This window comes from Aeromonas sp. 61P (assembly GCF_051919545.1).
GTDB lineage: Bacteria > Pseudomonadota > Gammaproteobacteria > Enterobacterales > Aeromonadaceae > Aeromonas > Aeromonas veronii.
This window is the reverse complement of the sequence record NZ_JBQBEL010000001.1, coordinates 3,992,225-4,011,199: the sequence shown is the minus strand read 5'-3', so window position 1 is coordinate 4,011,199 and position 18,975 is coordinate 3,992,225. Positions and strand designations below refer to the sequence as shown.

The following is an 18,975-nucleotide window of genomic DNA, read 5'->3' as shown; positions in this document are numbered from 1 at the left end:
TTTTATTGCTGAAATGTGCTGAAGAAAAGGTTTTTTCTTGTGAGAAAGGAGCCATTTAGGCATGATTGAGCGCTTTATCCCCTGAATATGTGGTACAACTGGCTGGGTTGTGTCAATCCTGTCCCGTTTTCGTGATTTCCCGCTCTCGTCATATGGAGGTGTGTTGTGTCCAGCTGGATCGATCCGGCCATTCTGGCTCTGTTTATCCCGACCTTTTTCTTTGTCTCGGTGACCCCCGGCATGTGCATGACCCTGTCGATGACCCTGGGGATGAGCCTGGGGGTGCGCCGTACCCTGCACATGATGTGGGGGGAGCTGATCGGGGTCGGGCTGGTCTCGGTGCTGTCGGTGATCGGGGTGGCAGCCATCATGCTCAACTATCCGGGGATCTTCGCCGCCTTCAAATATGTGGGGGGCGCCTATCTGGTGTGGCTTGGCATCCAGATGTGGCAGGCCAAGGGGAAGATGGCCATTCCGGCGGATCTCTCGGCCGGTCAACAGACCAGCGCCATGGGGCTGGCGCTGCAGGGCTTTGTCACCGCCATCGCCAACCCCAAAGGGTGGGCCTTCATGATCTCCCTGCTGCCCCCCTTTATCTCTGCCGACAAGCCGATGGCGCCGCAGATCAGCGCGCTGGTGGCGCTGATCCTGGTCATCGAGTTCTCCTGCCTGCTGCTCTACGCCAGCGGCGGCCGCACCCTGCGCCACTTCCTTGCCAAGAGCGGCAACGTCACCCTGATGAACCGCATCGCCGGTACCCTGATGCTGGGGGTGGGAGTCTGGCTGGCGCTCGGGTAAGAGCTGTCAGTGACTCTCGCCACAAAAGAAAAATGCCACCGATCGGTGGCATTTTTTATGGGCGCCGGGTGGCTCAGTGAGGCTTGAAACGCTCGACCCAGGGGTTGGCGGTGAGGCCGTGCAGGATGACGCTCAATATGATGGTGCAGAGCACGGTGGCGATGATAGGGCGCTGGCCAATCAGGGCGGGCTCGTTTTGCAGCACCATCACCGCAAAGACGATACTGGCAAGGCCCCGCGGGCCGAACCAGCCGATAAAGAGCTTGAGCTCCGGCTTGAGGCCGGTGCCGATGAGGCTCAGCCAAACCGGCACCATCCGCAGCAGGGTGAGGCTGGCAATGGCATAGAGCCAGTATTGCCAGTGCAGCAGCTCCGGCAGAATGGGCATCAGGGTCGCGCCAAACACCATCCAGATCACCACGGAGAGCAGATCGCCGTAGCCTTCACAGCTGTCCATATAGGCGTGCTTGTGCTCACCGAGGCGGTGGCCGATAAAGAGGCCGCCGACAAAGGCGGCGATAAAGCCGCTCCCCCCGAGAGTCTGTGCCAGCGCAAAGCAGAGCAGGGCCAGGCCCGGCATGGTGAGCTGGCGCCAGAGCGGCAGTTGCCAGCCATTGAGATAGGAGATTTTCAGTAGCCGGATGGTGAGGCTGGTCAGTACAAAGGCGACAAGCAGGCCAATGCCGATCTCCTCCAGCATCAGGGTGATGGCCAGGGTGGCGGTGCCTGCGTGCTGCTCCGTGGGGGCGATAAGGGCCAGCAGCAGAAGCAGCACCGGTACGCAGATGCCGTCGTTGAGGCCGCTCTCCTGATTGAGCCCTTCACGCACAGGTGCAGGCACCGCGGGGTTGCTGACCACCGCTTTGCCGAGCGCTGCATCGGTGGGGGCAAGAATGGTCGAGAGAATGGCCATCTCCAGCAGTGGCAAGTCGGGGAAGATCCAGTGGCCAAACAGGGCGCCACAAAGCAGGGTGAGGGGCAGGCCAATCAGCAGCAGCCGGATGGGGAGCTGGCGGTTGGCCAGCAATACCTGCCAGTTGGTGTTGGCGGCATCGTTGAACAGCACGATAACCAGCGTCAGCTCGGCCAGCAGCTTGATGCCGGCGCTGTCGATAGAGAGGGAGAGCAGCTCCAGCCCACCCGGCCCCAGCAACCAGCCGGTCAGCAGAAAGAGCAGGGGGCCGTTGACCAGTTTTGACTCGAAGCGCCCCGCGATCAGGCTGTAGACCAGCAAGAAGGCGGCGATCACCGCCAGATTCTGGTAAAGCAGGTGTGCATCCATACAACCTCCTTTCTGCCCCCGCAGGGGTGGTTTAATCGGTCAGGCAGTCGGGGTCGAACACATACTTCCCGTCCAGCCAGCGCACGATTTCGTCTACGCAGGATTGGTCGCGAAACGGCAGATAGCGCGCCTTGAGGGCGGCAATCTGCTCTGGGGTGAGCTGTGCCAGCCCCAGATCCTGAAACAGCGGCAGGTCGGCCTCGATCATCGCCGAGATCTGCGGGCCGCAGGTGGCGTTGAGGGCGGCATGCAGCGCTTTGTCGGGGTCGTACTGCTTGCCGAGTCGGTAGCTCATCGGCAGGGTGGCGAGGGGCAGGGCGGAGAGCGCCGCCTGCTTCATCGGGTTGACCGCGTGGCCAGAGACCAGCTCTGCCAGCTCGGCGGGGCGGTTCTCGAAGGCGCGCATGTGCAGGTAGCTGCTCGCCTTGCTGCCATCGTTAACCGGGTAGTTGTCCCACAGGAACGGCTTGCGGCCGAGCAGTTCGGTCACCTGCTTGAGGTGACTTGCTGGATATTCGCTGGAGCAGACCTTGGGGCCGGTCCAGAAGATCTCGAAACGGCGATCGAGCTGCTCGCCAAGCTCCTCCAGATAGCGGGGAGGCATGGCGCCAAATACCTTCTCCAGCACCGGATCGGTCGAGTAGTAGCTGGGGCAGAAGATGAGGCGGGTCGCCTTGCTATGAGCCGCGATATCGTGGGCGATGGTGAGCTGGTGACGGGCCAGGTCCGGGGTATCCCCCTTCATGTCGTCAAACAGCACTGCCAGAATGTCAGGCTGCAGCATCTCGTCGATGAGGCGCACTTTCTCAAGCAGCGCCGGGCGCTGCCGCTCGTAGTCGTGATGCGCCCCCATGGGGCTCAAGCCCACCCCGAAGGCGAGCCCGTTGGCGCGGCACTGGCGCGCCAGTTCGGCGAGATCGGCCAACTGCTGCTCGGGCCAGGGGAGGGCCCAGTGCTTGCGCAGATAGCCATCCTCTTTCGGGGCGTAGATATAGAAGCCGTAGCCGTGGCGTGGCAGCCACTGGGCGTAGCGGGCGCGGGCCTGCCAACTCCATCCCTTGCCAAAAAAGCCTTCAATGACCCCCAGATTAGCTGCGGGGGGCAGGGGGCCGGACAGCAAACTTTGATATGGCATAACACTCTCCCTTCTTGCTGGGGACTTGATACGGGACGGTCGGTCAGACCGGGTCCTCTTCCTGAAAGCGCACCCCGATCTTGCTCGGCACGCTCTCGTCCATTTCGGCCACGGTCCAGATCAGGCCCTGCCATTCGATGTTGTCACCGACCACCAGATTATCGCCCAACTGGCTGGCAATAAAATCACCCAGTGTCTGATCCGCCACCTCGCTCACATCCAGCCCGTAGAGAGGGGCGAGATCCACCAGCCGCGCGGCTGCTTCCAGCAGGAAGTCACCGAAGAAGCGGGGGCCGAGATCCTGCTCCGGCGCCTGACTGAACAGCTGGCCGAGGGCGGGGAGGTCGCGTTCGTGACCGATGACGCAGAGGATGTCATCGGCCTGCAAACAGGTACTGCCCGAGGGGTGGAGCAGCTCGCGGCCACGAAACAGGGCGCAGATCCGGGTGCCGGCGGGCATCTGCAGATCCCGCAGCGGCGAGCCGATGCACCACTTCTCCTCCCCCAGCTGGTAGACGAAGGTCTCCCACTGGCTGTCGAGATCGATCTCGAGCCCGGAGCGGTTGATGGGGGACGGTGGTGCAGGTACTTCCACCCGCGCCAGTTTTGAGGCCAGCGGCAGCGAGCTGCCCTGCAAAATCAGCGAGACCAGCACCACGAAGAAGGCGACGTTGAAGTAGAGCTGGGCGTTGGGCAGCCCCGCCATCATGGGGAAGACCGCCAGAATGATGGGCACGGCGCCGCGCAGGCCAACCCAGGAGATAAACCAGCGCTCGCGGGGGGCGAAGTTCTTGAACGGCAGCAGCCCGATCCAGACCGACACCGGGCGGGCAAACAGGATCATCCACATCGCCAGCGCCAGCGCGGGCAGGGCGATTGGCAGCAGCTTGTGGGGGGAGGCGAGCAGCCCCAGCACCAGAAACATGCCGATTTGGCTGAGCCAGGTCAGACCGTCCAGCACCGACAATGTGGTGCTGCGACTGCGCAGGGCGAGGTTACCGAGCAACAGACCGGTGAGATAGATGGCGAGAATGCCGCTGCCACCGACCGCCGTGGTGAGGGCGAAGATCAGCAGGCCGCCGCTGACGGTGAGCAGCGGATAGAGCCCCGGCGCCAGACGGGCGGTGTTGATGAGGCGCCACAGCAGCCAGCCGCCGCCAAGGCCGATCCCGGCGCCAAGACCAAACTGCTTGACCAGTTGCAGCAGCAGGAAGCCCCCATCCAGCCCTTGTTGGGCGGTGGCGAGCACCTCGATCAGGGTGACGGTGAGAAACACCGCCATGGGATCGTTGCTGCCTGACTCTATCTCCAGAGTGGCGCTCACCCGCTCGTTGAGGCTGCGTCCGCCAAGCAGGGAGAAGACCGCCGCCGCATCGGTGGAGCCGACGATGGCGCCGATCAGCATCCCCTGCATCAGGTTGAGGTCAAACAGCCAGGCGGCAGCCAGACCCGTCAGGCCGGTGGTGATGGCCACCCCAACCGTCGCCAGCGACAAGGCAGGCCAGAGTGCTACCCGGAACGAGGAGACCCGGGTGCGCATGCCGCCGTCGAGCAGAATGATGGCGAGCGCCAGGTTACCCACCAGATAGGCGATGGAGTAGTCAGCGAAGTGGATGCCACCGGGGCCATCCTCACCGGCCAGCATGCCGACGGCGAGGAAGATAACCAGAATGGGAATACCGAGGCGGGAAGAGAGGGCGCTCAACAGTACGCTGGCTCCCACCAACAGGGCAGCGACAAAAAAGAAACTGTTGATGGTAGCGGCATCCAAGGGCGAACTCCTTCCTGGTAATGTGCAAAGTAGGCACATTATATGCAGTTAGGCCCCCCTTGTGTGGCTTATTTGTGCATCAATTTGCACTTTCTTACATTTTTCATCCCTTTTTTCAGCATGGCCGCGCCATATTCTGACTGTGACGGGGTTAACGAAAGCGGAGTCAAAGGAGCGTCGATATCAGGATGTGCAGGGAGGAGAGGGCGGGGAAAAGCGAAACGGCACAGCAGAGGGAGAGGGGAGCACAAGGGCGCTCCCCACGGGATGGGGCAGGATTCAGTCGTCCTCGTCATCCTTCACTTCGCGGATCTTGTCCTTGTAGTTGGGCAACTGCTTCTCCAGCCGTTTCATGTCTTTGATGGCATTGAGAAACAGCCCGAGCAGGAACAGCAGCGGCAACCCTATCCACAGCCAGAGATTCATGGGATTTTCCTTTCGTCAGGACAGGTGGTGACATAACGGGCCAAAATTTCATCAAGGTTGGCCAATATGGTCGACTTGCCTTCAATATCCGCCTGTTGCAGACAAAGTGCCAGTGCCGCGGGATCGAGCCGCTGCTCGTCGGACTCTAGCGAGAAGCTGATATGCCAGGGCTCGTAGGCGACTCCGCTCTCTGCCCCGACCGGCTTGGCATAAGGGAGGAAGAAGCCGAAGTCGCTCATATGATCGCTGAGCCACTCGCTGAGATCTGCAAACCAGCCCCCGGCTTCATACTCCCACGGCTCCAGCGCCAGTTTGGTATCGGCGGGCAGGCAGTCCGGGTCGTAGATATCGAGATCGGTCCCCCAGTGGTGACGGCTGGTGCCGGGCAGGGCACTCCAGCGCAGGATGGCGTGCAGCCGCTCCACCTCGCTTAGTTGCAGGGCATCGATGGGCTGACTGTTGGCATCGAGCAGAGGCCGTTCACCGCGCCACTTGCCATTCCAAATGGCGAGCTGGCGCTCGAAGCTGCGCCAGCTGGAGGCCGCCTGCAGGTTGAACCCCTCGTAGGCGGCCGCCACCTGCATGTCGTTGAAGGCCGCCGCGGTGGCGGCGGTCAGACGATGGGGGCCGCGCCCCACCAGAATTAGGTGACTCTCGTCGAGCCCCAGCAGTTGTTCCTGCGTCATGCCAGTAATCTCTCGAGCACCCCTTGGTACATGTCGGCCAGCAGATCCAGATCGTCCGCCTTCACGCACTCGTTTACCTTGTGAATGGTGGCGTTGACGGGACCGAGCTCAATCACCTCGGCGCCAGTGGGGGCGATAAAGCGCCCGTCCGAGGTGCCGCCAGTGGTGAGCAGGGCCGGTCGCTGACCGTTCACCGCCTCGATGGCCGCCACTGCCGCATCAAGCAGCGCGCCGGTATCGGTGAGGAAAGGTTGGCCGGAGAGGGTCCAGCTCAGCTGATAATCGAGGCCATGTTTATCCAGCAGCGCTTCGACCCGCTCACGGATATCCATGTCGGTCAGTTCGGTACTGAAGCGGAAGTTGAACTGGACCTGCAGCTCACCCGGAATGACGTTGGAGGCGCCGGTGCCGGCCGAGATGTTGGCGATCTGGAAGCTGGTGGGGGGGAAGTAGGCGTTGCCCTCATCCCACACGGTGGCGGCTAGTTCCGCCAGCGCTGGCGCGGCTTTGTGAATGGGGTTGTCCGCCAGATGGGGATAGGCGACATGGCCCTGCACCCCGCGCACCAGCAGATCGCCGGTGATGGAGCCGCGGCGGCCGTTCTTCACCACATCCCCCACCACGTCGGTGGAGGAGGGCTCGCCGACGATGCACCAGCGGATCTTCTCGTTGCGGGCCTCCAGGGTGTCGATCACCCGGGTGGTGCCATTGATAAAGGGCCCCTCCTCATCGGAGGTGATGAGAAAGGCGATGGACCCGGTGTGATCCGGATGCTCGGCCACGAAGCGCTCGACCGCCACCACCATGGAAGCCAGCGAGCCCTTCATGTCGGCGGCGCCGCGCCCGTAAAGCACGCCATCCTTGATGGTCGGCTCGAACGGCGGGGTGTGCCATTTGTCCAGCGGCCCGGCGGGCACCACGTCGGTGTGGCCGGCGAAGCAGAACAGCGGCCCCTCGCTGCCGCGGCGGGCCCAGAGGTTGGTGGTGTCCTCAAAAACCATGGGCTCGATGACAAAACCGAGCTTGGCGAGGCGCTCCGCCATCAGGGTCTGACACCCTTCATCGAGGGGGGTAACGGAGGGGCGGCGGATCAGATCCTTGGCCAGTGCGATGACATCCGACATCAGTTGTCCTTAGTTGTCCTTAACGGGAGAAGAGGGATTGGTAGTGATCAGCCTTGAAACCCAGGGTCAGTTCGCCGTCACGGTCGAGCAGCGGGCGCTTGATCATGGCCGGGTGCTCCAGCAGCAGGGCGCGTGCCTTGGCGGTGTCGAGTCCCTGTTTGGCCTCATCCGGCAGGGCGCGGAAGGTGGTACCGCGGTTGTTGAGCAGGGCTTCCCAGCCGAGTTTTGCCAGCCAGCTGTCCAGATCGTCCGGGTTCAGGCCGTCGGTGCGGTGGTCGTGAAAGCGGTAGTCGATACCGGCCTCATCCAGCCACTTGCGGGCTTTCTTGATGGTGTCGCAGTTCTTGATGCCATAGAGGGTGATGGCCATGGGGAGTCCTTCTCTTGTGGGCGCTGGCCGTGGCCGCGCCCGAAAATCCGAATCAACGCAGTGCAAGGGCCCGATTCTGGCATTGTGGCAATCCCATGGCAACGCCGATGGTCCGGCTCGCGGGTTTTACCGGGACTGGTCACACCTGAACGGCGCTTTGAGCTCAAGATCATAAGCTGTGCGGCGGGTATGCCCGATGGGCCCGTTATTGCGGGAGAAGACCCGCTATTGCAGGAGAAAAAGAGAAGGGGGCAAACGCCAGATAGCCAAAACGCGCCAGCGGGCGCGTTTTGGTCGGCATTATCAATGCACCTCAATCAGTGCAGGGTGGTCCACTCATGGTCAAAGACCCGGGCCCGTTCCCAGGGTGCATCAGGCAGGCTGGAAGAGAGGCCAGTGTATTTGCCCACGTCGTCCACCACGATGGCGGAGAGGATCGGCAGGTTGTTTTCGGTGCAGTACATGCGGATGCGTTGCAGCAGGGTGCGCAGTTCATCCTGGCACTGCTCCAGCCCGGCCTGCTTGGCCAGTTTGGAGTAACGAATGGTAGTGCGTTCCTTTGCAGACTCGACGAGGATGTCCCACAGCTTGTAGTCGCAGGTCGAAGCACCTGCGGTGGCTTGGCTTGTCATAACTCTCTCCGGCGCGAAATGGTCGCTATGTGTCGAAGCGCATCTTCGCCAGTTCGGCGCCGTCATATGTTGATCCAACGCAAAAAAGAGGGGAGTCGCGTCACACAATTCCCGGATATGGGGTGATAAAGGTTTTTCGGTAGTTGAAATAACGAAAAATTGTTACATGGCCGACATATTATGCTAATGAATCACGATGACGGCACCTTTATTGATAGGGATCAAAGGCAAACTGTGGTCAGATCACTAGATTTCGCTCTTCGATAAATTTATCAGGAGTGAATATTGGAACTTTTATTCGTCTTGCTCGTTCTGGTCGCCGTGGTCTACGGCATCATCAAGGATTACAACCCGCAGGCGGTGCTGGCGCTGGCGGGCATGGCCATTTTTGCGGTGGCCTACTGGTTGGGGCTGCACCCCATTCTTCCCGCTGACAAGAGCACCGGTTTCGCCCTGTTCGACCTGTTCGAAGTGTTCAAGGGGATCTTCTCCTACCGCGCGGCGGGCCTCGGCCTCACCATCATGGCGGTGGCGGGTTTTGCCACCTACATGTCTCATATCGGGGCCTCTCAGGCGCTGGTGCGGGTGGCGGTCAAACCGGTGGCAGGCATCCAGTCCAGCTACCTGATGCTCTCCATCTGCTATCTGGTGGCGGTATTCGTCTCCCTGTTCGTCACCTCCGCCACCGGCCTTGGCCTGCTGTTGATGGTCACCATGTATCCGGTGATGCGCAACCTCGGCATCAGCCCGGCCTCCGCTTGTGGCGTCATCGCCACCTCACAGGCGTTTGAAATTGGCCCGACCCAGACCAACGCCATCTTCTCCGCCGGCCAATCCGGCATGGATCCGACCAGCTATTTCGTTGACTACCAGATCTGGCTGGTGGCCCCCATGCTGCTGGTGACCATGGTGCTGCACTTCTTCTGGCAGCGTCACTGCGATCGCAAGGATGGCTGGGATCCTGCGCTCCATCGCGGCGATCACGCCGAGCTGGACGAGCAGGGCACCGAGAGCGTGCAGGCGCCTACCTGGTATGCCTTGCTGCCAATCATCCCCTTCGTGCTGATGATGACCTTCTCCAAGCTGCTGGTGAGCGACATCAAGATGAGCGTGGAGGTGGCCATGCTGCTGTCGGTCTTTATCGGCATGCTGTGCGAGCTGCTGCGTAGCCGCTCGGTGCGTACCGCATTCGCGGGGCTGTCGAGCTTCCTCGATGGCATGGGCAAGGTGTTTGGCCCCGTGGTGGCGCTGATCGTCTGTGCCGAGCTGTTTGCCGAATCCCTCAAGGCCATCGGCGCCATCGATACCCTGCTGCACTCTGCCAGCAATGCCGGTATCGGCAGCGGTCTGATGACCCTGGTGATGGTGGCGCTGATCATGGTGGCGGCGGTCATCATGGGCTCCGGCAATGCGGCGTTCCTCAGCTTCTCGACCCTGGCACCGGCGGTGGCGGCCAAGTTTGGCGTGCCTGCGGTGACCATGCTGCTGCCGATGCAGTTGGCTTCCAGTATCGGCCGTACCGTCTCTCCCATCGCGGCTGTGCTGATCGCCTGTGCGGGGATTGCCAAGGTATCGCCCTTTACCGTGGTCAAGCGCACCAGCGTGCCGATGGCGGGGGCGCTGGTGACGGCGCTGACCCTCAACTATCTGCTGTTTATGTAGTGATGTGGGTTATGTAGTGGTGTTTGGAATTTACCGGTCGGGCGGGTGGCATGGCTGCCCGCCTTTTTCTCACTGTGTCGCATTGTTGCAATAGACGATCGGCCATCAACGCTGATTGTTGCATGGAGAAGATAATGACAGTTGTAAAGAGCCCGTTTTCCCTCGATAGCTATCTGGCCGATCTGGCCCCGCTCATCAACCTCGATTGCGGTACTCGCACCCCAGCCGGGGTAGCGAAAGTGGCCGACATCATGACCGAGAAATATGAGGCCATCGGCTGGCAGGTGACCCGCCACCAGTTCGCTGCCGAGTGCGGCCCCAGCCTCGAGGCAACCAATGCGCCGGGTGCCGATCACTACGACGTGATGCTGTGCGGCCACATGGATACCGTCTTCCCCGAGGGGACGGCGGCCAAGCGCCCGCTGAAAATCGAAGGCAATCAAGCCTTTGGCCCCGGTGTGTCGGACATGAAGAGTGGCCTGCTCTCTATCTGGTATGCCCTCAAAGAGATGGATCCGGCATTGCTTGCCAAGCTCAAGGTGCTGGTCTGCTACAACTGCGACGAAGAGATTGGCTCCCCCTGGTCGAAAGATTGGCTGGTGGAGAAGGCCAAACAGAGCGGCTGCGTGCTGGTGGCCGAGGCAGCTCGCCCGAGCGGAGATCTTATCAGCGCCCGCAAGGGCAATGCCAAGTACCGCATCACCTTCCACGGCAAGGCGTCCCACGCCGGTTCGGCCCTGACCGAGGGGGTCTCCGCCATCACAGAACTCGCTCATTGGGTACTGGCCATCAACGAGCAGGTCAACATGACCACGGGCACCACCATGAACGTCGGCGTGGTACAGGGCGGCACCGGTGTCAACGTGGTGCCGGACTTTGCCGAGGCGATCGTGGATTTGCGCTTCTGGAGCAACGAAGAGGCTGCAGCGGTGCACGACCGGCTCACCTTTATGGCCAACAACCCCTTCCTCGCGGGTTGTCGGGTCGAGGTGGATCGCCAGACCTTCAAGCCAGCGATGCGCCCGAGCGGTGACACCGAGGCGCTGATGGCGCAGGTAGAGGCGGCAGCCAAAGAGGAGGGGATCCCCTTCAACTGGCTGGAGGCCGGTGGCGGCTCGGATGCCAACTTCACCGCCGCCGCGGGTGTGCCGTCGCTGGATGGCTTCGGCCCCATGGGCGGCGGCTTCCACTCGGAGGCGGAGTTCCTGCTGCTGGAGAGCATCGAACCGCGCATCCGCCTGCTGCAGCGGGTGCTGGGCAAGCTGGCGAAATAAGCCGGTTTATCCCTTGTTCGGGTCGTCATGGCCCGCTCAAAACTGGCCCGATCAAATCCAAACGGGAGGCTGTTGCCTCCCGTTTTTTATCGCGATTTTTCGCGCGCTGAGTGAGTGGGCCAGATGGCTTGCGGCCGTTACCCCTGTGGCTCGGCCAGATAGGCCAGATGATCCTGCCGCGCCACCTGCCAGCCATCGAGGCGCAGCGGGGCGGCAAAGCCCGGGCCGTCGGTCACCATGGTGTGGTATTCCCCCTGCTCGCCACAGGCATCAAAGCCTTGGGTTGTTGCCAGCTGCTGTAACTCGGCGAGAGTGGCGACATCGAGAGTGCGCCCAGTCCACTCGGGGGCCAGTACCCGGGTATCGACGCAGGAGAGGTGGGCGATGATGCCGCGCGCCAGCATATCCGCCAGCAAGGCTTGACGAGATTGCTGCCAGAGCGGGGTGTGGACGGTGAGACCCAGTGGGCGGCAGCGTTCGCGGATCCAGTTTGGTGCGCCGCCCACGCTGTCGATATCGCCGGTCACCACCCCGTCGAGGTTCCACTCCTGCTGCAAGCGGCTCAGCTCTGTCTCATAGCTCTGCTCGAACGGCGCTTCTATGGTGACCAGCAGATGGGGCAGCCCGAGGGCTTCCGCCTGACGGCGCACCAGCGGCAAAGGATGAGCGAGAAATCGGGGTTCTGGCGGCGCAAAGGTGGCCAGTGCCATCACCTGATGGCCCGCTTGGCGAGCATGACAGAGGGCCAGCATGGCATCTTTGCCACCGCTCCAGAGCAGGATGACGCGAGACATGGATGAGATTCCAGTGGTGAACGAGGGGGCATGCTACCCAGCGGCGGGGGCAGAGGTAAAGGCATAGTGTCCGGAAATGGCGGCGGGGAAGTGGTTGAGGTAACGGAGCGGGGAAAAAGCAGGCCCCCGAAGCGGGGGCCTGTATTGCAATGGCGTGGTAAACGCCGCTGCGATTAGAGCAGGATGCTGGTGAGGATAAAGCCCAGCGAGCAGGAGGTCACCACCCCGATCAGCCCCGGAATGATGAAGCTGTGGTTGATGATGAACTTGCCGATGCGGGTGGTGCCGGAGCGGTCGAAACCGATACAGGCTAGGTCGCTCGGGTAGGTCGGCAGCACGAAGTAGCCGTAGCTGGCTGGCAGGAAGGCGATCAGCAGCTTCGGCTCCACACCAAGCGCCAGACCCATGGGGGCGATGGCGGTGAGGGCGGCGGCCTGGCTGTTTACCAGCTTGGAGATGAGGAAGAGCACCAGGGCGTAGGTCCAGGGCTGGGCCTGTACCACATGGGCCAGGGTCTCTTTGAGCAGCGGCATGTGGGCCTGGAAGAAGGTCTCACTCATCCAGGCAACCCCGAATACGGAGAATATGGCGACCATGCCTGCCTTGAAGACGGCACCGTTGGCGATCTCGCCCGGCTTGACCTTGCAGCGCATCAGGATGATGGCACCGGCGATCAGCATCATCATCTGGATCACTAGGTTCATGGAGAGCGGGCCAGTCTTGTCCTTGATGGTGAACACCGGACGCAGACCTTCGTTGGCACCGAGCAATACCACGGCAGCGATGGCGGCGAAGAAGATCCAGGTAGACCAGTAGGCCTCTTTCGGGAACTTGGTGTTGAGCAGGGTTTCACCACCGCCGTAGATGAAGGCACGCTGCTCCGGGTCTTTGATCTTGGCCTGGAACTCTTCGTCCTTGTCCAGATCCTTGCCGCGACGCAGGCTCCACAGGGCCGCCACGATGACACCGGTCAGGGAGGAGGGGATGGCGATCATCAGGATATCGAGCAGGCCGTAAGCCTGACCGATACCATGACCTGCCGCCAGAATGGAGACCATGGAGACCACGGCAACGGAGACCGGGGAGGCGCAGATGGCCATCTGGGAGGCAACGGAGGCCACGGCCATCGGGCGCTCGGGACGGATGTTCTTCTGCAGCGCGATGTCAGCGATGATGGGGAACATGGTGTAGACCACGTGGCCGGTACCGCACAGGAAGGTGAGGGTCCAGGTGGTGAGCGGTGCCAGGATAGTGATGTATTGCGGGTGACGGCGCAGCAGGCGCTCGGCCACTTGCATCATCAGGTTGAGGCCACCAGCAGTCTGCAGGGTGGCGGCACAGCCGATCACCGCCAGAATGGTCAGCATTACCTGAACAGGCGGTTCGCCCGGCACCAGGCCGAAGACGAAGGTCAGCAGGAAGAGACCGATACCACTGATGAGACCGAGTCCCATGCCCCCAAAGCGGGTACCCAGCAGCAAGCAGCCGAGTACCACTAAAAATTCCATCAAGATCATTCCGTTACCTCGTGTGATTCAACCCATATTGCCGCGGGTAGCCTGAACCATGAATTGTCATTGTCTATTTTATTTAGCCCAAAAGGGTTAGTTGCTATTCTGCTCCCCTGAAAAAGTGAAAAAATTGAGTTACTTCAATAACTCGATGAATTTTTGATTAAACCACTTAAAAACCACGTACTAACAAAAACATTATTTTTGTCACCAAGTGGTATCACTCGGGGCCAAGCCATCGGGTGGTCATGGTGGCAGCACAGTGCGGTAACAGAACTGCAGGGGAGGGGCATAAAAAGGGCTCGATTGCGGCAGAAGAGGGTGAAAAAGCCAGCGCTCAGGCTATTTTTGCCAGCAAGGGCTGACTTCAGCGGATTGACTCATTTGGCCGCAGGGGCTTGCTGCAGATAGCGGCGCTGATAACCTCCTCGCTCAGCCTGGCAATATCCAACCTGGCAATGGCCTGCGCCACCCGTTGCTGCAATGCCTGCTGATCGGGGCGAAACATGATGTGCAGGCTCTTGTGTTCGAGGATCTTCGGGTGAAACTGTAATCTGGCGCTGATCAGCTTGCGATCATGGTTGATGAGCCAGTGAAAGACATCCCGGTCGATCACCGCCAGATCGAGCCGATCGCGCTGCAATTTGCGCAGGTTGAGCAGGTCCGCATCGACGGCGGCAGTGTTGAGGCGCTTGCTGGCCATCAGGGCATCGAATTCACGGGTGTTGACGTACCCCTCCACCACGCCGATCCGGTAGGGGGCGAGATCCGTGAGCTGCTGCCAGGGGATGGGGGGGCCTGAGCGCTGCGCTATGCCCAGCACGCTGTCGCCCACGCTGGGGGAGCTGCGCCACAGGGTCGGCAGGGTGTCGGAGAGGTACTCTGGAAAATAGCCGCTATAAGGCTGGGTCGGGTCGGCCGCCAGCCGCACCGCCCGCTGCCAGGGATAGAAGTCGAACGTCACCTCCAGTCCCGCCTCGGCAAAGGCGCGCTTGATGATATGACCGGTGAGGCCGCCATCGGGCAGGCTCTGGCTGGTGTAGGGGGGCCACTCCAGGGTGGTCAGACGAACGGGCTCGGCCCACAGTTGAATAGGCATGCAGGACAGCAGTAGCGAGAGCAGCAGGCGATATCCCATAGGCGACGAGTTCCTTGTGCCGGTTGATCCTGAGTATCACCCATAACGGTGACAATAAAAAAGCCGACCCACAGGTCGGCTTTTGCAATGCAGTGACAAGATGCCGCTGATCAGAACTCTGCGGTACGCGGAGTACGCGGGAACGGGATCACGTCGCGGACGTTGCCCATGCCGGTCACGTATACAACCAGACGCTCGAAGCCCAGACCGAAGCCGGAGTGCGGCACGGTACCGTAGCGGCGCAGGTCGCGGTACCACCAGTAATCTTCCTTGTTCAGGCCCATCTCGGCCAGACGGGCATCCAGCACGTCCAGACGCTCTTCACGCTGGGAACCACCGATGATCTCGCCGATGCCCGGTGCCAGTACGTCCATCGCGGCAACGGTCTTGCCGTCGTCGTTGAGGCGCATGTAGAAGGCTTTGATATCTTTCGGGTAGTTCTTCACCACCACCGGAGACTTGAAGTGCTCCTCCGCCAGATAGCGCTCGTGCTCGGAGGAGAGATCGATACCCCAGGAGACCGGGAACTCGAACTTCTTGCCGCAGTTTTTCAGCACTTCGATGGCGTCGGTGTAGTCGATCTGGGCGAAGTCGGAGGAGACGAAACGCTCCAGACGGCCGATGGCATCCTTGTCCACGTGCTGGGCGAAGAACTCCAGATCGTCGCGACGCTCGGTCAGTACGGCGTTGAAGACATACTTCAGCATGGCTTCGGCCAGTGCGGCGTTATCTTCCAGATCGTTGAAGGCCACTTCCGGCTCAACCATCCAGAACTCGGCCAGGTGGCGGCTGGTGTTGGAGTTTTCAGCGCGGAAGGTCGGGCCGAAGGTATAGACCTTGGAGAGTGCGCAGGCATAGGTTTCGGCGTTCAGCTGGCCGGATACGGTCAGGAAAGCCTCTTTGCCAAAGAAATCTTCGTTGTAGTCCACCTTGCCGGCGTCGGTGCGCGGCAGGTTTTCCATGTCCAGAGTGGAGACGCGGAACATCTCGCCGGCACCTTCGGTGTCAGAGGCGGTGATGAGCGGGGTCGCAACCCAGAGGAAACCCTCTTCGTGGAAGAAGCGGTGGATGGCTTGCGCCAGGCAGTGACGAACGCGGGTCACGGCGCCAACGATGTTGGTGCGCGGGCGCAGGTGGGCCTGTTCACGCAGGTATTCGATGCTGTGGCGCTTGGCAGCCATCGGGTAGGTGTCCGGATCTTCGACCCAACCGACTACCTTCACCTCGGTCGCCTGCAGTTCGAAAGCCTGGCCGCTGCCCTGAGAGGCGGCAACCACGCCGGTCACTTCCACGGAGCAGGCAGTGGTCAGACGCAGCACTTCATTCTCGTAATTGGCCAGGGTATTGGGGACAACTGCCTGTACCGGATGGAAACAGGAGCCATCGGAAATGGCCAAAAATGAGATCCCCGCCTTGGAATCACGGCGAGTCCGGATCCACCCTTTGACAGTTTGGGTGGTGCCGACCGGATACTTACCGGCCAGCACATCTACTACGGATGCGTGCGTCATCGAAATATTGTCTCCAGCTTGTTCTTGCAGCGCTATTTGCAACACTAGGGAGTCTGGCCCGGGCACAGATGGCCCACCATGGCAGACTAAGCCGTCAATCTTACCCGCGCGGGTTTGATAAACAAGCAAAAATGTCGGACTCTGGTGGGGTTTTCGGCATGGTTCACTCAACAAGAGTGTCACGGGCGCAGGAGAGGTGGGTGAAAGATCGGCGGCATGGGCCAGATTGGCTGACACGGGTGTTGCAGGGGCTGGTGATGCTCTGCTGGGGCGGCTTTATCGTGCTGCTCTCCCTTTACCACTATGCCCGGCCCGAAATTGCCTACGGTTTTCTGGTCTATGGCGGGATCGAGGTGCGCGATTATTGGGACCCGGCCCTTACCCCCTGGCTGGTCTACGGGCTCTGGAGCTGCTGTGCCCTGACGCTGGCGGTATTGCTGCTGGAGCGCAAGCGCAGCCGCCGTCAGGATGACTCCCGGCATGTCAATCTGGCCATCCTGCTATTGGTGCTGATCGCCAGCTTGCTCTTTTACTACGTCGGTTAAGCGCCCGCCTCAGCGGGGCTGATCCGGCTCCTGCCTGCTGGCCTTGGTGCGTTTGCCGAGTTGGCGCTCCACACTGTCGAGCATCTGGTTGTAGGCCACCGCCACCCGGCCAATCTCGTCGCCGTCATCCCCCTCCAGCCGGTGTCCGAAGTCGTGCAGGTCGGTGGCCTCTTCCATGGAGCGGGTCAACTGGTTGAGGGGGCGCACGATCCAGGTGCGGATGACCCAGGGTCAGCAGCAGTCCCATCCCGAAGATGCCGGTGAGAATGAGCGCCGAGGTGAGAATATTCTGCTCGACCCGGGTAAACAGCGAATCGAGGGAGTAGTCAAAGCGCACCGCTCCTAACACAGTGTTCTCCGGCACCAGATGACAGCTGGTGCAGTCGGTGCCGCGAAAATCCTTCTTGGCCAGCAGCGGTCGGGTCACTACCAGACGGCTGTGCATGCCGTTGTGCACCACCTCCAGACTCCCTTTGCCCGCCAGAACCAGCTCATCAAACTCATCCTTTACCTGCTCTGTCTCCCGTCCCGGCCCGAACTGTTTGCTCACCGCATCGCCACGGACGATGCGGGCATCCTCCACATGGGCGTGGTCGAGAAACTTGCCGCGCAGGGTATCGCGGGCATCCATCTTGCCGGTCAGCATCAGCATGTTGAGGCCATCGAAATAGGCTTCGGTCTGCTCGCGGCTCTGCTCCTTGATGAGGGTCAGGATGAGATCGCGCTCGCGCACCGCCTGATAGGCTGCGGAGAAGACCAGTACCATGGAGAAGATGAAGAGCAGGAAAAAGTTGATTTTGGCAGCAATGGAGAGGCGCATGAGCAGTCTTTCTTGATGGTAAAACCGCAGCAGTTTACCCCTCTTGGGGCCTCAGGTCTGGTGTTTTGCTCACATTACGGCAAGTGAAAGTGCCCATAAGTGGATAAAGTTGCCCTCTTTATATATCAAATGCCGATAGTCAAACGGGCGGCTGCGATGGCCGCCCGCTGCATGCATTAAAACTCGCCCTCGGTGATGGCCTGACGGATGGCACCGGTCAATACCCTCAACTCTTCTGGGGTGATAACGAAGGGGGGCATCAGGTAGACCAGCTTGCCAAAGGGGCGGATCCAGGCGCCCAGTTCGACAAACTTGCGCTGGATGCGCGCTACATCCACCCGCTCTTTCATCTCCACCACCCCGATGGCACCGAGCACCCGCACATCCGCGACCGCCGGGTGCAGGGTCAGCTCTACCAGTTCTGTTCGCAGCTGATGCTCGATGGCGCGCACCCGCTCTTGCCACGGTGAGGCCAGCAGCAGATCGATGGAGGCGTTGGCCACCGCGCAGGCGAGCGGGTTGCCCATAAAGGTGGGGCCGTGCATAAAGACCCCCGCCTTGCCGTCACAGATGGTGCGGGCGACATGCTCGGTGGTGAGGGTCGCCGAGAGGGTGAGGTAGCCGCCGGTGAGCGCCTTGCCCAGACACATGATATCGGGGCTAATCCCCGCCCAGTCGCAAGCAAACAGCTGGCCAGTGCGGCCAAAGCCGGTGGCAATCTCGTCGGCAATCAGCAGCACGCCGAATTCGTCGCACAGGGCGCGCACCCACTGCAGGTAGCGGGGGTGATAGAAGCGCATGCCGCCAGCGCCCTGCACTATGGGCTCAAGCACGATGGCGGCGATCTCCTCGTGATGATCGGCCATGAGTGTCGCCAGCTCCACCACGCACTGCTCGTCCCACTCGGCGTGGAAGCGGCAGCTGGGCGCGTCGACAAAATGGTGCTCCGGCAGGAATCCCTTGTAGAGCTCATGCATGCCGCCATCGGGATCGCAGACGCTCATGGCGCCAAAGGTGTCGCCGTGATAGCCGCTGCGCAGGGCGACAAATTTGGCTCTGGGCGTCCCCTTGGCATGCCAGTACTGCTGGGCCATCTTGAGCGCCACTTCCACTGCCACCGAGCCGGAATCGGCCAGAAATACCCGATCAAGCCCCTTCGGAGTGATCTCCACCAGCTTGCGGCAGAGCTCGACCGCCGGGGCGTGGGTGAGGCCGCCAAACATCACGTGGGACATCTTGCCGAGCTGGGCGGTGGCGGCGGCGTCCAACTCCGGCACCTGATAGCCGTGCACGCAAGCCCACCAGGAGCTCATGCCATCCACCAGTTTGCGGCCATCGCTGAGGGTGAGGGTGACCCCTTTGGCACTGGCCACTTCATAGCAGGGCAGGGGGTGAGTGAGGGAGGTATAGGGGTGCCAGATGTGGTGCAGGTCGAATTCTTGATTGGTCATTTGTTGTTCTATTGTCAATTGGTTTGATCTGGTCGGTGTTGACAG

General features: G+C 61.2%; 17 protein-coding genes and 1 pseudogene. 4 read left to right on the top strand and 14 right to left on the bottom strand.

Going from position 1 to position 18,975, the window contains the following annotated elements:
* Positions 1-165: 165 nt before the first annotated feature.
* On the top strand, positions 166-798 hold the full coding sequence (locus tag ACTG2O_RS18730; protein WP_005344345.1) for a LysE family translocator: 633 nt from the start codon (positions 166-168) through the stop codon (positions 796-798).
* A 73-nt stretch (positions 799-871) separates the two neighbouring features.
* On the opposite strand, the gene ACTG2O_RS18725 is transcribed toward ACTG2O_RS18730, so the two are convergent.
* The 8 genes from ACTG2O_RS18725 to ACTG2O_RS18690 form a co-directional block, all read right to left on the bottom strand.
* Positions 872-2,080 carry a cation:proton antiporter gene (locus ACTG2O_RS18725; RefSeq protein ID WP_118854047.1) on the bottom strand — a complete coding sequence of 403 codons (1,209 nt, stop codon included), beginning with the start codon at positions 2,078-2,080 and terminating at the stop codon, positions 872-874.
* Positions 2,081-2,111: 31 nt separating this feature from the next.
* Positions 2,112-3,215 (bottom strand): beta-N-acetylglucosaminidase domain-containing protein, encoded by a 1,104-nt coding sequence (locus ACTG2O_RS18720; RefSeq protein WP_439976469.1) that lies wholly within the window; start codon positions 3,213-3,215, stop codon positions 2,112-2,114.
* Positions 3,216-3,258: 43 nt separating this feature from the next.
* Positions 3,259-4,986 carry a potassium/proton antiporter gene (locus ACTG2O_RS18715; RefSeq protein WP_043818568.1) on the bottom strand — a complete coding sequence of 576 codons (1,728 nt, stop codon included), beginning with the start codon at positions 4,984-4,986 and terminating at the stop codon, positions 3,259-3,261.
* A gap of 279 nt (positions 4,987-5,265) precedes the next feature.
* The gene (locus ACTG2O_RS18710) at positions 5,266-5,412 is read right to left on the bottom strand and encodes a hypothetical protein (protein ID WP_005337933.1); all 147 of its coding nucleotides are present in this window, start codon (positions 5,410-5,412) and stop codon (positions 5,266-5,268) included.
* A complete protein-coding gene (locus tag ACTG2O_RS18705; protein ID WP_058058024.1) occupies positions 5,409-6,098 on the bottom strand; it encodes a M15 family metallopeptidase in 690 nt (229 codons plus the stop codon). The genes ACTG2O_RS18710 and ACTG2O_RS18705 overlap by 4 nt, the downstream gene beginning before the upstream one ends.
* Positions 6,095-7,222, bottom strand: coding sequence for a succinyl-diaminopimelate desuccinylase (dapE, locus tag ACTG2O_RS18700; RefSeq protein ID WP_439976468.1), 1,128 nt, complete (start codon positions 7,220-7,222; stop codon positions 6,095-6,097). Before dapE ends, ACTG2O_RS18705 begins: the two co-directional genes overlap by 4 nt.
* A gap of 19 nt (positions 7,223-7,241) precedes the next feature.
* Positions 7,242-7,592, bottom strand: a complete 351-nt coding sequence (locus ACTG2O_RS18695; protein WP_439976467.1) for an ArsC family reductase — start codon at positions 7,590-7,592, stop codon at positions 7,242-7,244.
* Positions 7,593-7,909: 317 nt separating this feature from the next.
* Entirely contained in the window at positions 7,910-8,224 is a 315-nt protein-coding gene (locus ACTG2O_RS18690; protein WP_005337929.1) for a hypothetical protein, read from the bottom strand.
* Between the two features lie 285 nt (positions 8,225-8,509).
* Here ACTG2O_RS18690 and dcuC point away from each other — a divergent pair, with 285 nt between their 5' ends.
* Entirely contained in the window at positions 8,510-9,886 is a 1,377-nt protein-coding gene (gene dcuC, locus ACTG2O_RS18685) for a C4-dicarboxylate transporter DcuC (RefSeq protein ID WP_005350454.1), read from the top strand.
* Between the two features lie 134 nt (positions 9,887-10,020).
* On the top strand, positions 10,021-11,160 hold the full coding sequence (locus tag ACTG2O_RS18680; protein WP_439976466.1) for a M20 family metallopeptidase: 1,140 nt from the start codon (positions 10,021-10,023) through the stop codon (positions 11,158-11,160).
* 137 nt (positions 11,161-11,297) lie between these two features.
* Here the strand turns inward: ACTG2O_RS18680 and ACTG2O_RS18675 are convergent, their stop codons facing one another.
* The 4 genes from ACTG2O_RS18675 to asnS form a co-directional block, all read right to left on the bottom strand.
* Complete coding sequence (locus ACTG2O_RS18675; RefSeq protein ID WP_439976465.1) at positions 11,298-11,954, bottom strand: hypothetical protein; 657 nt, start codon at positions 11,952-11,954, stop codon at positions 11,298-11,300.
* A gap of 173 nt (positions 11,955-12,127) precedes the next feature.
* Positions 12,128-13,471 (bottom strand): anaerobic C4-dicarboxylate transporter, encoded by a 1,344-nt coding sequence (locus ACTG2O_RS18670; RefSeq protein ID WP_005337916.1) that lies wholly within the window; start codon positions 13,469-13,471, stop codon positions 12,128-12,130.
* Positions 13,472-13,832: 361 nt separating this feature from the next.
* Positions 13,833-14,603: a substrate-binding periplasmic protein gene (locus ACTG2O_RS18665; protein ID WP_439976464.1), complete on the bottom strand. Its 771-nt coding sequence runs from the start codon at positions 14,601-14,603 to the stop codon at positions 13,833-13,835.
* A 110-nt stretch (positions 14,604-14,713) separates the two neighbouring features.
* On the bottom strand, positions 14,714-16,114 hold the full coding sequence (gene asnS / locus ACTG2O_RS18660) for an asparagine--tRNA ligase (protein ID WP_127008278.1): 1,401 nt from the start codon (positions 16,112-16,114) through the stop codon (positions 14,714-14,716).
* A 200-nt stretch (positions 16,115-16,314) separates the two neighbouring features.
* On the opposite strand from asnS, the gene ACTG2O_RS18655 reads away from it, so the two are divergent.
* Complete coding sequence (locus tag ACTG2O_RS18655) at positions 16,315-16,659, top strand: hypothetical protein (protein ID WP_005359354.1); 345 nt, start codon at positions 16,315-16,317, stop codon at positions 16,657-16,659.
* 9 nt (positions 16,660-16,668) lie between these two features.
* Here ACTG2O_RS18655 and ACTG2O_RS18650 read toward each other — a convergent pair.
* Positions 16,669-17,479 (bottom strand): annotated as a pseudogene (locus ACTG2O_RS18650) (HAMP domain-containing protein).
* 176 nt (positions 17,480-17,655) lie between these two features.
* A complete protein-coding gene (gene bioA / locus ACTG2O_RS18645; protein WP_439976463.1) occupies positions 17,656-18,930 on the bottom strand; it encodes an adenosylmethionine--8-amino-7-oxononanoate transaminase in 1,275 nt (424 codons plus the stop codon).
* Positions 18,931-18,975 lie beyond the last annotated feature (45 nt).

Coding starts and splice junctions, on each gene's coding strand:
- asnS (WP_127008278.1), bottom strand. CDS start 16,114: ATGACGCACGCATCCGTAGTAGATGTGCTGGCCGGTAAGTATCCGGTC.
- ACTG2O_RS18695 (WP_439976467.1), bottom strand. CDS start 7,592: ATGGCCATCACCCTCTATGGCATCAAGAACTGCGACACCATCAAGAAA.
- bioA (WP_439976463.1), bottom strand. CDS start 18,930: ATGACCAATCAAGAATTCGACCTGCACCACATCTGGCACCCCTATACC.
- ACTG2O_RS18710 (WP_005337933.1), bottom strand. CDS start 5,412: ATGAATCTCTGGCTGTGGATAGGGTTGCCGCTGCTGTTCCTGCTCGGG.
- ACTG2O_RS18670 (WP_005337916.1), bottom strand. CDS start 13,471: ATGATCTTGATGGAATTTTTAGTGGTACTCGGCTGCTTGCTGCTGGGT.
- ACTG2O_RS18705 (WP_058058024.1), bottom strand. CDS start 6,098: ATGACGCAGGAACAACTGCTGGGGCTCGACGAGAGTCACCTAATTCTG.
- dapE (WP_439976468.1), bottom strand. CDS start 7,222: ATGTCGGATGTCATCGCACTGGCCAAGGATCTGATCCGCCGCCCCTCC.
- ACTG2O_RS18725 (WP_118854047.1), bottom strand. CDS start 2,080: ATGGATGCACACCTGCTTTACCAGAATCTGGCGGTGATCGCCGCCTTC.
- ACTG2O_RS18675 (WP_439976465.1), bottom strand. CDS start 11,954: ATGTCTCGCGTCATCCTGCTCTGGAGCGGTGGCAAAGATGCCATGCTG.
- ACTG2O_RS18690 (WP_005337929.1), bottom strand. CDS start 8,224: ATGACAAGCCAAGCCACCGCAGGTGCTTCGACCTGCGACTACAAGCTG.
- ACTG2O_RS18720 (WP_439976469.1), bottom strand. CDS start 3,215: ATGCCATATCAAAGTTTGCTGTCCGGCCCCCTGCCCCCCGCAGCTAAT.
- ACTG2O_RS18665 (WP_439976464.1), bottom strand. CDS start 14,603: ATGGGATATCGCCTGCTGCTCTCGCTACTGCTGTCCTGCATGCCTATT.
- ACTG2O_RS18680 (WP_439976466.1), top strand. CDS start 10,021: ATGACAGTTGTAAAGAGCCCGTTTTCCCTCGATAGCTATCTGGCCGAT.